This is a genomic window from Acinetobacter sp. P8-3-8 (assembly GCF_000214135.1).
In the GTDB taxonomy this organism is placed as follows: domain Bacteria; phylum Pseudomonadota; class Gammaproteobacteria; order Pseudomonadales; family Moraxellaceae; genus Acinetobacter.
On the sequence record NZ_AFIE01000016.1, the window covers coordinates 1 to 14,438 of the forward strand.

15 protein-coding genes and 1 riboswitch are annotated in these 14,438 nt (G+C 37.5%); of the genes, 6 read left to right on the forward strand and 9 right to left on the reverse strand.

The genetic code is table 11. The features are described 5' to 3' along the window. Positions 1 to 336: 336 nt before the first annotated feature. From GGG_RS0108740 to GGG_RS0108770, 7 genes are all read right to left on the reverse strand, one after another. On the reverse strand, positions 337 to 1,218 hold the full coding sequence (locus GGG_RS0108740) for a transporter (RefSeq protein ID WP_010113951.1): 882 nt from the start codon (positions 1,216 to 1,218) through the stop codon (positions 337 to 339). A 142-nt stretch (positions 1,219 to 1,360) separates the two neighbouring features. Then, positions 1,361 to 2,422, reverse strand: coding sequence for an NADH:ubiquinone reductase (Na(+)-transporting) subunit F (locus tag GGG_RS0108745; RefSeq protein ID WP_010113952.1), 1,062 nt, complete (start codon positions 2,420 to 2,422; stop codon positions 1,361 to 1,363). 11 nt (positions 2,423 to 2,433) lie between these two features. Further along, a complete protein-coding gene (locus GGG_RS0108750; protein ID WP_010113953.1) occupies positions 2,434 to 2,796 on the reverse strand; it encodes a phenol hydroxylase subunit P4 in 363 nt (120 codons plus the stop codon). A gap of 102 nt (positions 2,797 to 2,898) precedes the next feature. Further along, the gene (locus GGG_RS0108755; protein WP_010113955.1) at positions 2,899 to 4,443 is read right to left on the reverse strand and encodes an aromatic/alkene/methane monooxygenase hydroxylase/oxygenase subunit alpha; all 1,545 of its coding nucleotides are present in this window, start codon (positions 4,441 to 4,443) and stop codon (positions 2,899 to 2,901) included. A gap of 81 nt (positions 4,444 to 4,524) precedes the next feature. Further along, the gene (locus GGG_RS0108760) at positions 4,525 to 4,794 is read right to left on the reverse strand and encodes an MmoB/DmpM family protein (protein ID WP_010113957.1); all 270 of its coding nucleotides are present in this window, start codon (positions 4,792 to 4,794) and stop codon (positions 4,525 to 4,527) included. Between the two features lie 12 nt (positions 4,795 to 4,806). After that, positions 4,807 to 5,808, reverse strand: coding sequence for an aromatic/alkene monooxygenase hydroxylase subunit beta (locus GGG_RS0108765; protein WP_010113961.1), 1,002 nt, complete (start codon positions 5,806 to 5,808; stop codon positions 4,807 to 4,809). A gap of 21 nt (positions 5,809 to 5,829) precedes the next feature. Continuing rightward, positions 5,830 to 6,120 (reverse strand): phenol hydroxylase subunit, encoded by a 291-nt coding sequence (locus GGG_RS0108770; RefSeq protein ID WP_010113962.1) that lies wholly within the window; start codon positions 6,118 to 6,120, stop codon positions 5,830 to 5,832. Positions 6,121 to 6,533: 413 nt separating this feature from the next. Between GGG_RS0108770 and mobR the strand changes: the two genes are divergently transcribed. The 6 genes from mobR to GGG_RS0108800 all read left to right on the forward strand — a co-directional run bounded on the left by mobR (position 6,534) and on the right by GGG_RS0108800 (position 11,616). Next, positions 6,534 to 8,213 (forward strand): phenol degradation transcriptional regulator MobR, encoded by a 1,680-nt coding sequence (mobR, locus tag GGG_RS0108775; RefSeq protein WP_010113965.1) that lies wholly within the window; start codon positions 6,534 to 6,536, stop codon positions 8,211 to 8,213. 179 nt (positions 8,214 to 8,392) lie between these two features. Beyond that, positions 8,393 to 8,460: riboswitch (Fluoride riboswitch) on the forward strand. Between the two features lie 131 nt (positions 8,461 to 8,591). Continuing rightward, complete coding sequence (crcB, locus tag GGG_RS0108780; RefSeq protein ID WP_010113968.1) at positions 8,592 to 8,972, forward strand: fluoride efflux transporter CrcB; 381 nt, start codon at positions 8,592 to 8,594, stop codon at positions 8,970 to 8,972. A 15-nt stretch (positions 8,973 to 8,987) separates the two neighbouring features. Then, entirely contained in the window at positions 8,988 to 9,320 is a 333-nt protein-coding gene (locus GGG_RS0108785; RefSeq protein WP_010113971.1) for a DUF190 domain-containing protein, read from the forward strand. Next, the gene (gene ppa / locus GGG_RS0108790) at positions 9,317 to 9,859 is read left to right on the forward strand and encodes an inorganic diphosphatase (protein WP_010113973.1); all 543 of its coding nucleotides are present in this window, start codon (positions 9,317 to 9,319) and stop codon (positions 9,857 to 9,859) included. The genes GGG_RS0108785 and ppa overlap by 4 nt, the downstream gene beginning before the upstream one ends. Before the next feature lie 77 nt (positions 9,860 to 9,936). Then, positions 9,937 to 10,299, forward strand: a complete 363-nt coding sequence (locus GGG_RS19640; RefSeq protein WP_010113975.1) for a transposase — start codon at positions 9,937 to 9,939, stop codon at positions 10,297 to 10,299. 564 nt (positions 10,300 to 10,863) lie between these two features. Next, entirely contained in the window at positions 10,864 to 11,616 is a 753-nt protein-coding gene (locus GGG_RS0108800; protein WP_010113977.1) for an IclR family transcriptional regulator, read from the forward strand. 114 nt (positions 11,617 to 11,730) lie between these two features. On the opposite strand, the gene GGG_RS0108805 is transcribed toward GGG_RS0108800, so the two are convergent. Together GGG_RS0108805 and GGG_RS0108810 are read right to left on the reverse strand one after the other, a co-directional pair. Further along, a complete protein-coding gene (locus GGG_RS0108805) occupies positions 11,731 to 13,227 on the reverse strand; it encodes a CoA-acylating methylmalonate-semialdehyde dehydrogenase (protein WP_010113979.1) in 1,497 nt (498 codons plus the stop codon). A gap of 40 nt (positions 13,228 to 13,267) precedes the next feature. Further along, positions 13,268 to 14,425, reverse strand: a complete 1,158-nt coding sequence (locus tag GGG_RS0108810) for an iron-containing alcohol dehydrogenase (protein ID WP_010113981.1) — start codon at positions 14,423 to 14,425, stop codon at positions 13,268 to 13,270. Positions 14,426 to 14,438 lie beyond the last annotated feature (13 nt).

The window sequence follows — 14,438 nt, forward strand, 5'->3', positions numbered from 1 at the left end:
TATACAGAATTGAAATCTGTGATGATTCGGTATTAATTGGATAACAGCATGCGTAACTCACTCCATTTTATTTTGTTCATGACAAAATTATGAAAGATGGGCAATTTTATGCATACTCATTTTAAGACATTGAAGAATTTATTTTAGATCTAAAAGTTCTTTTGGTTTTGACCTAGAAAATGATGAAGTTGTTGATTTAATTTTATTTTTTTGTGGTTTTTGATTTTAAATTATTGATTTTAAATGAAAAATAAAAAGCCTAATGAACCTCACTAGGCGTTTCTTAATTTATAAGCAATGAATATTATGGATTTTAATCAACTCACATTTAAATGATTAAAATGCCCAAATAAACTTTAAAAGACCTGTATGACCTTCAGGGCGATTTTCAACATGGGTTTCTTTTAAATACTTTGCTTCGATTGACCAGTTTTTATCCTGATATTGTACAGCAGGGCCGACAGCCAATACTTGCCCGCGCATTCCAATATCTTCACCGTGTTGCTTATCCGACTGCGTTTGTTTAAATGCATAACCCTCAACTGCAATTTTGAAATTATCCGTCAGTTTGTAACCTATACTGTAATCTCCAGCAAAATATTCTCCAGATTTATAATCGGTATCGTCATTTTCTGTATTGAAACTATAAGAAAGCTTGGTTGAAATATCCAAACCATTTTTTGGAGCATAACTATAAGCAATGATAGGGCGAACGGTATTGTAGTTTTTACCAATATTGGCGACTAAGGGCTGAAGAGCCGTTGGGTTGTCATATTTTCCAGTGGCTAAGACCACTTCAATTGCACCAATCCAGTGATGATTACCATGATGCCAACCCATTAATGAGCCTAACATTAAATCACCCAACGCACTGTTGTGGTCAGACATTCCTGCTGCAGTTAATCTTAAATCAACCATAGGTTGTGCTGCATAAAAACCGAGTTGACCACCGAAATAGTTTTGTTCTGTCACCCAGACTAATCGTGGAATGAGTGCATTTACATCTAAATGGAAATTAGGTGGTCCTTGATCAAAATGGCCTGCATGATAGTTTTGATAATAGCTCAATAGGTATACGCCGGGCGGTGGTAAAGCACCAGACATCATTCCTTCAGCACCTAATGCATAAGAGTCAGCGCCATTTTCTGTCGCAAATGTAATTGTACTAGTGAAACCAAAGCATATTGAAAGTGAAAGTTTTAAAGCTAAATGTTTCATAGAAAATCCTTTTCAATGATATTTTTTATTGCACGTTTATACAGCTATAGATTAGGCAATAAGTCTTTCCTCGAACAATAGTGGATGACGTTTTTATGTATCCATTTGAGCTTGAGGAATGACTGTATTCGTGGTTTTCGCTTTAAATATGTCTGAATAAAGCAGAACGTGATTGCCCAGCAGCGCCATCGGCTGCACTTAAAAAACGTTCAGTATGAATATCTTTTTCAAATAAACGGCTTTGCATTAATGTGGAAATTGCAGCATCAATCATTGGAGGTGGGCCACATAAATAAGCTTTGTGTCCACTACATTTATTTTCAAAATAATTGGCTACAGCTTCATGCACATAACCTGTAAAACCAGTCCATTGATCTTCTGGTTTTGGTGCGTTCAGTGCAGGGATATATCTAAAATTTGGGTATTCTTTGGTTAAATCCTCAAATTTTTCACGGTTATACAATTCGGCTACATCACGGGCACCTTGGAATAGGTAAATGGTGCGAGTTTCACCTTGTTCTAGTAAATCGATAATCATTGATTGAGGGCTGGACAGTCCTGATCCACCTGCAATGAAAATGACGTTTTGCTCATCAGATTTACGGACAAAAAATTGTCCATAAGGGCCTGAAAGTGCCATTTCATCACCGACTTTTAATTCATTATGGATATAGCTGGTCGCCGCACCGCCTTCAACTTTACGGACATGTAATTCCACAATACCAATTTCACTAGGTGGATTCGCAATAGAAAAAGCACGAATTCCTTCAATATCGGGGAGTTGAAGATTGATGTATTGACCTGCTTGAAACTCCATAGGTCGATCAATTTCAAGACGAATACCTTTGATGGTTGGGGACAGGTCTTTAACTTCAATGACTTTAGCCTGATAGTCTTGTACTAAATAACCTAGAAAGTCTTCGTCTTCATCCACGTCGGCTTCGATGACCATGTCAGATTCTGGTTTACAGCAGCAGGCTAAGACTTTGTTTTCCTCACGTTCGATATCCATAAGGGCAAATGGTGAAGCATCACCGACATCATAAAAACCATCTGTGACTTGAACTTTGCACGTTCCACAAGTGCCATGTCCACATGCAAAGGGTAGCCAAACACCTTGACGAAGTGCAGCATCTAAAATGGTTTGATCTTCTTCAACATCAATGGTTGTTCCAATGGGTTCAATCGTTACTTGATAAGTCATTTGAACTCTCCTTAAACATGAGCATTTTTGAAGCCATTTAAATCTGGCGTTACAAAACGCAGCAAAGATTTATGGTCAAAACCTAAGTCTTCTAAGGGTTTAGAAAAATCGGCATTTAAAATGTTGCGATTTAAACTAAATTGAACTGTAGACCAATCAATATTTTCAAAATCAGGGTGTTGTGAAAAACCAGCTGTAATTTGTCCATCGATCAGTTCTTGCAAAGTCTGTTTGGGAGAAACCACAAAAGCATGAGCTGAACAGAAAAGGGTATGATGATCCCAACCAATAAATAACAGCATGTTTTCGCCGTAATTCTGTTGTAGATCTAGTGGAGTAAATTGGTAATTTTCAACAATCGCTTTAACAGTCATGACATCATTCCTCAAATTTTTTGAATCAATATTCCTTGAGAAGATGCTCACTGTTGCAAGTAAGCATCGTTTCCTTGTTTCTTTATTTATTAATCAGTGATGTTAAGCCGCATGGCCTTTCCATTTTTTCCAACGTTGCTGATCTGGTGAACCTTCAATGTCGAGGTTGTCAGCACCAACATTAAAATTGTAATAATCACGCAAAATACTTTCTAAATCAGGACCACCACAATTGCCTTGTAAAATCTGATTTACAGGCAGCCAAGCTTGAACATACTTTTCAGGTTCACGTTCGAAAATGTCATGGCATCCGTCAGAACAGGTGTGGTAGCGTTCGCCGTTATAAATCGACTCACGATAACTGAACATGGTTTGGTCACCATCCATTTCAGTGAAAGTCATTGGAATTTGGCAGATTTGGCAGAGTTGAGGTAAGCCTGCGCTGTAGAAGCGTTTGCCTTCTGCTTCCATTTTGCGAGCAAGTTCCCAACGTGGACGGTAGTATTTATCAAAGGTGTCTGGGTATTTTGCAGACAACCAATCCATTTCTTCATCGGTTGGAATCCAAGTATGGAATCCCGCTGCATGTCCAAAGTTATAGAAAATCCACCATGCTTGATGGGAAACGTGTTCTTTTTCTTTGGTAATCACATCACTATATTTTGGCATGCGAATACCATATCGACTCAAGTCTTTAAATAAGGCACCACCAGCTTCTTCAAAATAAGTTTCCCATGCTTCTTTCCATGACATCACTTTATTTGGCAGCATGTAATCCATCATCATGCCGACGATTGAAAGCAGGCGAGTGCCACGCCAGAACCATTTATCAATCCATTCTTGTACGATCGGTACGTTATCTTCATGCTGTTCCAATAGGAACTTCACAATTTCTAAACCAAGTGTCATGTGGCGTGCTTCATCCGATTGGGCACTAAAACCAAAGGTCACGGTTGCCATATCACCGTTGTAGGCTGCACCTGACATAAATGGTACAAATAATAAGTTTGTGAGCACATATTCAAAAGCAAAGCTGATTGCTAATAAATATTCAAATGGCCCAGATGAACGTGCATCTTCAAAGAAGGATTTAGGAACAGACAGATACCAAACTCGATCATGCATATGTGCCCAATCTTGGAAGCCATCAAAGAATTTGTTGTAATGGCTCATTGCATGAATTTGGGTTTGTACGTGTCGTAATTCATCAATAGATTGCATTTGTGAGGCAATTCGTGCGCCAATACCACCGAATTGACGTCCGACATGGGCATAGCCTTGGTAAGCTTGATATTCAAGTGGTGTAACTGCGGTTAAAAACAGTTTGATCGCATTGATATAGCGCTCATTTGAAACATTCATTTGCCCATTGTTTTGAGCAAAAGCATCGAAAATGGCATACAGTTTCTTTTCTTTTTCTGCTTGATATTTCCAGTATGCATCCATTGTTAAACGGAAAGGGTCTTCCCATTTAGACCAGTCTGTAATTTTAATGCCTTCAAACTCTTCGTAAGGGAAAGCATCTTTGCGATCTGCATAAGAAAATTCCCAGTCTAAATCACGTGTTAAAATACGGTAACGATCTTTGGCATTGAGCTTTTTTGTAGCTGTTTTTGCTTGATTGGTTTGATTCGCTTGGTTATTCATTCTGATCATCCTTTCATTTGTTTGAAGCGGCCTGCTTCTCATTCTTTTAAACAGTTGTTTTGGCTAAGCATGAGCAATCAGCTAGTTCCATTTCAATGTAAACGTGTCGTCATCTTCATCAACATTGCCACCCAACGTGATCATGTTGAGTTGTAGTTCTTGAATGTCCCAATCCTGTCCTAATTTTTCGGAAACGGTTTCTGCTCGGATCACCAGTGTTCCTGTGCTTTCAACACGAATCATCGCAGGTAGGTATTGAATCGTGGCTTCAGGATTGTCTTGTTCGATGGCTTCAATGATGTAACGTGAAGTGTCATTGTCTTGTAGTGCTAAATAAACTTTAGATGTCATGATGGCAATTCCTTATGCTGCTGAATCAGTTAAATTTAAGCCTGCTTTTTTACTGCGTTCTGCAATAGTGTTCAGGGCTTTGTCGATAGAAGCGTCCGCCAGAACTGCTTTTGCCCAATTGCTGAAAGCATCTTTGACTTGAGGTAAAAATTCAGCGATCCATGCTTGAATCAGGGCTTTATTTTCTTCTGATTCTGCACCAGCAGTTTTTAAGACAGAGTCAGACCATTTACGTAAATCTGTCAGACAGTCCTTCATAAATTCAGTAAGAATGGCAATATCACGTCCACCATTTTCAACTAGCCATTGGTCAAGTTGACCGAAAACCAACTCTTGTAACATGCTGTCGATAAGTAGGCTTTGTAGAATGTATAATTTGAACCAGTCTTGTTCAGTCAGACTTTGCTCACAGAGTTTACGTAGAGGTTGCCATGCATCATCATGCATCCATGCATGTTTTGCCTGTTGTAACGATTCACCTGTATTACCATCTAACATCAAACCAATACGGGAAATGTATTGCGCCATCCCCAAACGATCCATAGCAGCAAAAATACAGGCTTGGGTAATCACTGTTCCATAGCCATAAGCACTCCCCGACATCATGTGTAAATTGGCGGTTTGTTCAACATAGCGGAAGGGTAATAAACCTGTGATAATTTTTTGTTTGACCTCGTCGCTTAGGTTGTCTACTAATTGACGTTTTTCAAAGAAAGCATAATTACTTTCAGCGGTATCCTGCATGCGGGCACGATGCTGTACATAAGAACCATAATAAAATTGGCGCGGGTCTTTAAAGGCATACCAGTCTTGCATCGTCAAAGCGGTATGCGTGTGATCATTTAAGGTTTTGTCTGGTTTCCACAATGGGCGATAGTGGAAGTTGGTTGATGCCTGAATATCAAAACTGACTTCTTGATAACGAGTAGCAGGCTTAGCACCGAAGCGGCGTTCGATGTAGGCATAAGTTTGGCGAATCGGTTCCAAATTGGATGTTTTAATTTCTAAAGTCATTACACAGTCTCCATGTCTACATTAAGTCTGATCATCTTGATCGGTAGGTTTACGGGTATTATTCAAAATGGTTGGTTCAATGCCATAACGCCATTTATCTTCTTGCGCATCATTCCAAGCTTGTTGTTCTGCTGTCATTTCAATGACATGGTTCACTTCACAAAAATGTTGAAAGGCTTGTTGGGGAAGTACCAATTCAACAAAAAGCGTCGGGTCATGAATCGCAAAATCAAATTCGACAAATTTGGCGTCACGATCACCTGTAATACGGATATATTTGGTTAGTTGCTTATCATGTTCGGTATCAACCATTTCACTATCCTTTTAATCAATATCGAATGCATTTCGATAAGAGCTTCATGCTCAGTGATGGATGTATTATGTATTCCAAAATGCATGCCAACTTTTTAAAAACAATAAAATACATGCACTTATGTTTTTTTCGTTTTAAGGATATGTGTTGTTCGCTATAAACTTTCATGAAATGATGAAGCTATGGATGAGCGTGTTTCATCAAATGATGAAAAATCGGTTTTTGAAGAAAAATAATGACTGGATATTGAATAAAGATTGGAAATATTCAAGTATTTGATATGTAGAAAAAAATAATTAACATATCTCAAAGGTATAAAAATATAAGAATAAGGTAGGGAGGCTTTTTAACTGGATTTAGGTAATATGAGATTTTGTATGATTCACAAAACATATAGCCAAGGATGGATATTATGCCCCAAGCCAAAGATGTGAAGGTATATAAGCGGATACTTGAACAGAATAAAGATATTCAGGATTTACTGGATAAAATCATCTTTGATACTCAGCATGGGCAAATCTGGTTTGATGAAAATCGAATGTTACTGATGCATACCAGTATTTTAGGTTTTTTAAGAAAAGATCTTTTTCAAATGTTAGGGTTAGAACGTACCAAACATTTTTTTATTCGCTGTGGCTATCAGGCAGGTATGCGTGATGCAGAGGTGACTTCAAAACTTCGACCCAATTTAAATGAAACAGAAGCTTTTATGGCGGGGCCACAAATGCATGGCATACGTGGAATGGTACAAGTTGATGTTAATGAATTACATTTGAGTCATGATTTAAAACAATTTTATGCGGATTTTAATTGGTTCAATTCATTTGAAGCGGAGGTACATTTAAGTGAGTTTGGTTCATCCGATGAGCCGTCGTGCTGGATGCTTTTAGGATATGCATGTGGTTATAGTAGCTTTGTCATGGGGCAAACCATTATTTACCAAGAAACGCATTGTGTTGCTCAAGGGGATGATCATTGTCGCATTATTGGAAAACCACTGAGTGAGTGGGAAAATGCAGATGAATTGATTCGATTTATGTCACCTGATCCAATTTCTGATGAAATTATCGCCTTACAATCTGAATTGAATGAATTAAAGAAAAATATTTACACGCATGCTGAAAATGATTACACCATGTTCAATTCAGTCGGGGAGTCTGCTGCTTATCGTCAAGTTTGTGATCTGTTGAAAAAAGCTGCAGGCAGTAAAGTCGCTGTTTTATTGCAAGGTGAAACAGGCGTAGGTAAAGAAGCTTTTGCACGTGGGATTCATAATGGCAGCCAACGAAAAGAACAACCTTTTGTTGCGGTAAACTGTGCGAGTATTCCACCTGATTTAATTGAATCTGAGCTCTTTGGTGTAGAAAAAGGAGCATTTACAGGTGCAACTCAATCGCGAATGGGGAAATTTGAACGTGCACATGGCGGAACTATTTTTTTAGATGAAGTTGTTGAACTATCACCAAGGGCACAGGCTGCATTATTACGCATGCTACAAGAGGGAGAATTCGAGCGTGTTGGCGATTTCCGTACACGTCAAGTTGATGTCAGAATCGTTGCAGCGACGAATGAAGATTTGGAGCAAGCTGTTCAAAATGGAAAGTTTAGAGCAGATTTATATTATCGGCTTAATATTTTCCCAGTGATTATTCCACCTTTGCGAGAGCGTAGAGAAGATATTCCATTGCTCATTAACCATTTTCTAGCAAGGTTTGAAAATATGTATGATAAAACCTTAAAAGGATTGAGTGATAAAGCTAAAAATTTTGTGATGAACTATGATTGGCCTGGAAATATTCGTGAACTAGAAAATTTATTAGAACGAGCTACTTTGTTAACGGATCATCAGCAGGAAATTAAGTTGCATAGTTTATTTCCACAACTTAAGCAAGATTCTGAAGAAACACCGAAAACATTCAATTTAGATGTGCTTTTACAAGATGGTTTTAGTTTAGATGAGCATGAAAATCAATTGATTTCAAATGCCATGCAAAAAGCCAGTAATAATATTTCTGAGGCAGCTCGTTTATTGGGAATCAGTCGTGCAGCTTTAGATTATCGTTTAAAAAAGCAGGCGATTAAGACCAAATAACGGTGTCGCTGTATCGAGTATTTTGTATTGTATAAATATTTGTAATTTTAATTTTTAAATTAATGAATTTTATTAATATTTAACTCCTCAATTTGCTCATAATACGTAGATGTTTTAAATGACAAATTGTATAAATATTGAAGAAAAGATTGACCTTTAAAATAATTGCTTTAAATTAATACACTAAAGGAGATGGCTATCCTCCTTCTACAAACCGCCAATATTGGCTGATGATACCTACGTAACCCTTATGCAGAGGGTGCGTAGTCGTGCGCTCTGCTTCTTTGTTTATTGGAGTGCAATATCATGATTTACCAAATAAAAATTCAAATTACCATTTACTCTTTCTTTTCCTCAAAATTGTAATGGGGAAAAATCATGTATTACTCTCTTTTATCCATAGCGTTAGGTTCTGTACTCGGTGCATGGCTCCGTTGGGGAATCGGTCTTAAATTTAATCAAGTATTTGAAAATATTCCTTTTGGAACAGTGCTGGTGAATTTAATGGGCGCTTTTATCATTGGTTTTGCAGTCGCATTTTTTTCCAATAGTTCTCTCAGTCCAAATTATAAATTATTTGTAGTCACGGGTTTTTGTGGTGCATTAACGACCTTTTCGACCTTTTCGCTCGAAGTTGTTGAATTATTGCAAAATGGCAAAATTGATTATGCAATTTTTACAATCGTAATCCATGTAGTCGGTTCGCTTATCTTTACAGGACTGGGCATTTACAGCTATCAATTGGTTACGACGGGTTAAATTTGGAGAAATAAAATGAATGGTTTTTTAGTGACTTTTTATACTGAATTAAATCAAAGATATAAAGGTAAACAAATTCATGACTGGTTATTATCTTTGTCAAAAGAAATGCATTTTAATGGGGCTACTGTCGTACATGGTTCTGAAGGTATAGACCACACAGGTAAACTTCATTCAGCTAATTTCTTTGATTTAGTCGATGAACCGATCACAGTTCAATTTGCTTTAAGTGAATCTGAAACCACGCAATTATTTAATCGTTTAAATAGTGAAGATGTCTCGATTTTTTATGTAAAAACACCCGTTGAATATGGAACCGTTGGAAATAAAGAAGGTAAATCATTTTGAGCTTTAAAACTATCCCTGTTGGAATAAATCCACCTGATGATTTCTATAGCATTATTGAAATTCCTCAGAATAATGACCCTATTAAATATGAAATGAATAAAGAATATGACACGATTTTCATTGATCGTTTCTTAACAACAGCCATGTTTTACCCAGCCAATTATGGCTATATTCCACATACTTTAAGTGAAGATGGCGATCCATTAGATGTATTGGTGATTTCACCCTATCCTGTAGTGGTTGGTTCTGTGATTCGGAGTCGTCCAGTTGGGGTAATGTATATGGAAGACGAACATGGAATAGATGCTAAAATCATTGCTGTTCCGCATACGAAACTTTCTAAACAATACGATCATATCTCAGATCTTAAAGATGTTGATGAAGGTACTTTGAATCGTATTCAACACTTCTTTGAGCATTATAAAGACTTAGAAGAAGGGAAATGGGTGAAATTGCAGGGCTGGGGAAATCTTGAAAAAGCACGGTCTGAAATAGTGAAATGTATTGAACTTTATGAAAATGAAGCTCATTCAAAATAAAAATTTCTATCATCAAATATGGTGAATTCAGAATTAGAAAGGCTCTAGACTAGCAGATTTACAGTTAATTTTACCTAATGAGATCCCACAACTCAGTTGCTAATTCATTATATAATTGGCAGTTAAAGAACCAAACTAATGCTATAGAAGCAATATATAAAGGTCAGTTATTCGCAGTAGGTTTATTTGATTGTAAAGTGAATTCAGATGTATTTCATTTTTGGGTAGAAAACTTCCTTATCCCAGAATTATCAGAAAACAGTGTAATTGTAATGGATAATGCTGCTTTTCATAAAAGATCAGATTTACAGGAAATATTGGAACAACATGGACATAAAATTTTATGGCTTCCCCCTTATAGTCCTGATTTAAATTCAATAGATGAGCGATATATCGCGCAAGGTGGGCTTGGGTCAAGAGAAAATGTAAAGAATGGTTGATCGATTCAATTGATATTCTGTTTCAGTTATTTTTTAGTATTTGTATGAAAATTTAAACGACTTTACTATAACGTCAGTTCGGGATAAATTTTGATGTAAGTTATTGAAAAGATAGATCAGACACAGCGGAGTCTTACCGTTTAAAAGTTAAATGCAAGGATTAACCTTCGGTTCGACCTACTTTTCTTTCGGGAAAAGTAGGCAAAACCATATGTCAGTCGCCAACTCGACAAATACTATCAAGTACCAAATAGATTGCAAAAACAGTATATTACAGATGTAGCCTGGCCTCGAACAATGCGACTGACGTTTCCGCGTATCAGATAGTTGGGAACATATCTTATCTGGAACTCAGGTTACTATAGTTCAAAACAATACTTCAAAAGCTCAAGTTTTGTCCTAGCAGAACATCGTCTTTATACCTGTTAAAAAGAGAATATTAAAATTTCTGTATCAAATGGTTATATAGGTTATTGTTTAATATAAATAAAATGAATGTTATCTAAACGGATTCTGGTTGATTATAATAAAGTATAAATTAAGCGATCTTTATTGGCAGTAAAAATGAATAAAAAAGGGTCATCGATTACTCGTGTATTAGATATTATTGAAGCAATTTCTACAGCAAAACATCCACCTACACCCTTAGATCTTGCCATTGAATTAGACATTCCAAAACCTAGTATTCATCGTTTATTACAAACCTTAGAACAAGAAGGTTTTATTAAAAATGATATCTATGGTGGTTATATTGTCGGTGATCGAACCTATAAACTCTTGATGAGTTCTTGGGAGCAAGAGCCACGGAAAATGGAAAGATTGGCAATACTGCAAAAACTTTCTGATCAAATCAATGAAACCTGTGGAATCGCAATATTAAATAATAATCAGATGTTATATACCGATCGAGTACAAGCCAATTGGCCGTTACAGGTTTATTTACCTGTGGGTTCTACAGTCCCATTGTGGTGTACGTCCAGTGGCAAATTATTTTTAAGTTTTCAGCCTGAAAATAAACGTAAAAAGATATTGGAATATTTACCGATCACACAATTGACTAAAAATACGATCACCGACCCTGTATTACTTGAACAAAATTTAAAGGATATTTTTAAAAATCAAATAGGAACAGATAACGAAGAGTTTATTTCAGGTATGGTGGCATGTTCTGTACCGATTCTAAGAAAAGATACGATTGTAGCTTGCTTATATACACATGCGCCTACGATACGTAAGTCTTTGGACGATTTACTGGCTTTTGAACCTTTATTGCGCCAAGCTGCCAGTGATTTAAATAAGCTGATTGATATTGAGTAAATTAAATAAAGAATTGAATAAAAATATAAATAACAAAGATTAAAAGGAAAAAGAGCAAATACTTGAACGATTTGCTCTTTTTATTTGTTCTTAGATTCTCAGATAAAGTGCAACTTAGTTTAATGTAGGCATTGAGAACTGAGCACCTTCACGAACATTGGCACTTGGCCAACGTTGAGTAATGGTTTTACGACGAGTATAAAAACGAGCACCATCAGGGCCATAGGCATATAAATCACCGAATAATGAACGTTTCCAACCACCAAAACTGTGATATGCCACTGGAACAGGTAGAGGAACATTGATACCCACCATCCCAACTTTAATATGATCACTAAAATAACGAGCTGCTTCTCCATCTCGTGTATAGATGCATGTACCATTGCCATATTCATGTTGATCAATAAGATCCATGGCTTCTTGCATGGTTTTTACCCGCATGATTTGTAATACAGGGCCAAAGATTTCCTCCTTATAACTGGTCATATTCGGTGTCACTTGATCAATTAAAGTTGCTCCAACATAGAAACCATTTTCATAACCTAATGGTGCTGCATTTCGACCATCAACAACGATGGTTGCACCTTGCTGTTCGGCACTGTCGATATAGCCAATAACTTTTGCTTTATGTTGTGCGGTGATCACTGGACCAAAGTCATTATTTTTATCTGAAAAATGTCCATATTTAAGCTGGCTAATGGTGTCCGCAAATTTAGAAATCAATGAATCGGCAATTTCATCACCAACAGCAATCGCCACAGAAAGGGCCATACAACGCTCACCAGATGACCCAAAAGCAGCACCTAATAAAGAGCTGACCACATTATCCAAATCTGCATCAGGCATAATGATCGCATGATTTTTTGCACCACCAAGTGCTTGGCAACGTTTACCCGTAGAGGTTGCTGTTTGATAGATATATTCAGCAATCGCAGTAGAACCCACGAAGCTCACCGCTTGGACTCGCTTGTCATATAACAAAGTATCTACAGCTTCTTTATCACCATTGACCACATTCATGACGCCATCGGGTAAGCCTGCTTCTTTAAGTAATTGAGCAATAAATAGGGTAGCAGAAGGATCTTTTTCTGATGGTTTTAATACAAAAGTATTTCCACAAACAATCGCCATTGGGAACATCCACAAAGGCACCATAGCAGGGAAGTTAAAAGGTGTAATACCTGCAACTACACCTAAAGGTTGAAACTCACTCCAAGAATCAATCGATGGCCCTACATTTTTGCTGAATTCACCTTTTAAAAATTCAGGCGCACTACATGCATATTCCACATTTTCAATACCACGTTGTAACTCACCAGCAGCATCATGCACAATTTTTCCGTGTTCTTCGCCGATCAGCGCACAAATCTGATCTGCATTCTTTTCTAATAACTCTTTAAATTTAAACATGACACGTGCACGTTTAATCACTGGTGTATCACGCCATGCTGGAAAGGCTGCTTCTGCGGCAGCGATGGCTTGTTCAACTGTGGCTTTACTGGCAATTGCAACTTGTCTACATTGTTCACCTGTTGATGGGTTGTATACAGGCTGAGTTCTAGTATGGTCATAGTTAAGTTGACCCTGAATTAAATGTCCAATGATATTCATTTGATGTGTCCTCTTTGAATCGTTTTTAAAAATGTATTGCTTACCAAAGTTGCTGATACAGTGAAACCATTTCGGAAACACTTGGTACCCGTGGGTTATTTAGTGGTGATCCAGATGCCAAGGCTTGTTCTGCCATGGTTTGAACCAGATCATCAAAAGTCTGTTTGCTCACGCCAAACTCAGCGAGAGTCGGAACTTGCAATTCATTGTTAATGTTAATGAGTGCTTCTATGAGTTTTTGATTGGCAATGTCATGATGATCATCCTGATTGGCTACACCAATCGCTTTTGCACAATCTGCATAACGTTCAGGTGCTGCTTCGATGGAATAAGAGGTGATCATAGGCAATAACATGGCATTCGATAGACCATGTGGTACGTGGAAAAAAGCACCAATTGGACGGCTCATCCCATGAACTAAAGCAACAGATGCATTGGAAAATGCAATGCCTGCCAAAGTAGAACCGAGCATCATTTTTTCACGAGCAGCTTCATTATTTGGTTGGTGATAAACTGTTTGTAAATTCGGGCCAATCAGTTTCATGGCAGCAAGTGCTTGAGCATCACTATAAGGATTGGCTTTCTTACTCACATAAGCTTCAATCGCATGTGTGAGTGCATCAATACCCGTATCTGCGGTGGTACGAGCTGGTAACGACATCGTCAGTTCATAATCAACAATGGCAGCGATAGGTAGAAAACCTAAACCTGCACAGAGCATTTTCTCATTGGTTTGATCGTCAGTAATGATGGTAAAACGAGTACATTCTGATCCTGTGCCTGCTGTTGTAGGCATGGCAATAATGGGCAAGCCAGACTCATTGACCTGTCTTGGGAATTTATAATCACGTATTTCGCCACCAAATTTGCCTAAAATACTAATGGCTTTGGCACTATCTATGGGACTACCACCACCCACGGCAATGATCGAATCATAATGATGATCTTTTACATGCTTTACACCCGCAGCGATGGAGCCAGAAGTCGGTTCTGGAATGGTTTCATCGAAATAATCGGCATGTATATTCGCTTCATTTAAAAGCTGTTGAATTTTCTCAATATAGCCTAATGAAACCATCATTTTATCGGTAATGATTAGTGGGTTTTTACAACCTAAACTATTTAGAATATCAGGGAGTTTGCTACGTGCATTCTTCCCAATTTCCATAATTCGAGGCAGGTTTATACTGTGTGACATCTTTATATCCTTA

Coding starts and splice junctions, on each gene's coding strand:
- GGG_RS0108740 (WP_010113951.1), bottom strand. CDS start 1,218: ATGAAACATTTAGCTTTAAAACTTTCACTTTCAATATGCTTTGGTTTC.
- GGG_RS0108745 (WP_010113952.1), bottom strand. CDS start 2,422: ATGACTTATCAAGTAACGATTGAACCCATTGGAACAACCATTGATGTT.
- GGG_RS0108750 (WP_010113953.1), bottom strand. CDS start 2,796: ATGACTGTTAAAGCGATTGTTGAAAATTACCAATTTACTCCACTAGAT.
- GGG_RS0108755 (WP_010113955.1), bottom strand. CDS start 4,443: ATGAATAACCAAGCGAATCAAACCAATCAAGCAAAAACAGCTACAAAA.
- GGG_RS0108760 (WP_010113957.1), bottom strand. CDS start 4,794: ATGACATCTAAAGTTTATTTAGCACTACAAGACAATGACACTTCACGT.
- GGG_RS0108765 (WP_010113961.1), bottom strand. CDS start 5,808: ATGACTTTAGAAATTAAAACATCCAATTTGGAACCGATTCGCCAAACT.
- GGG_RS0108770 (WP_010113962.1), bottom strand. CDS start 6,120: ATGGTTGATACCGAACATGATAAGCAACTAACCAAATATATCCGTATT.
- mobR (WP_010113965.1), top strand. CDS start 6,534: ATGCCCCAAGCCAAAGATGTGAAGGTATATAAGCGGATACTTGAACAG.
- crcB (WP_010113968.1), top strand. CDS start 8,592: ATGTATTACTCTCTTTTATCCATAGCGTTAGGTTCTGTACTCGGTGCA.
- GGG_RS0108785 (WP_010113971.1), top strand. CDS start 8,988: ATGAATGGTTTTTTAGTGACTTTTTATACTGAATTAAATCAAAGATAT.
- GGG_RS19640 (WP_010113975.1), top strand. CDS start 9,937: ATGAGATCCCACAACTCAGTTGCTAATTCATTATATAATTGGCAGTTA.
- GGG_RS0108800 (WP_010113977.1), top strand. CDS start 10,864: ATGAATAAAAAAGGGTCATCGATTACTCGTGTATTAGATATTATTGAA.
- GGG_RS0108805 (WP_010113979.1), bottom strand. CDS start 13,227: ATGAATATCATTGGACATTTAATTCAGGGTCAACTTAACTATGACCAT.
- GGG_RS0108810 (WP_010113981.1), bottom strand. CDS start 14,425: ATGTCACACAGTATAAACCTGCCTCGAATTATGGAAATTGGGAAGAAT.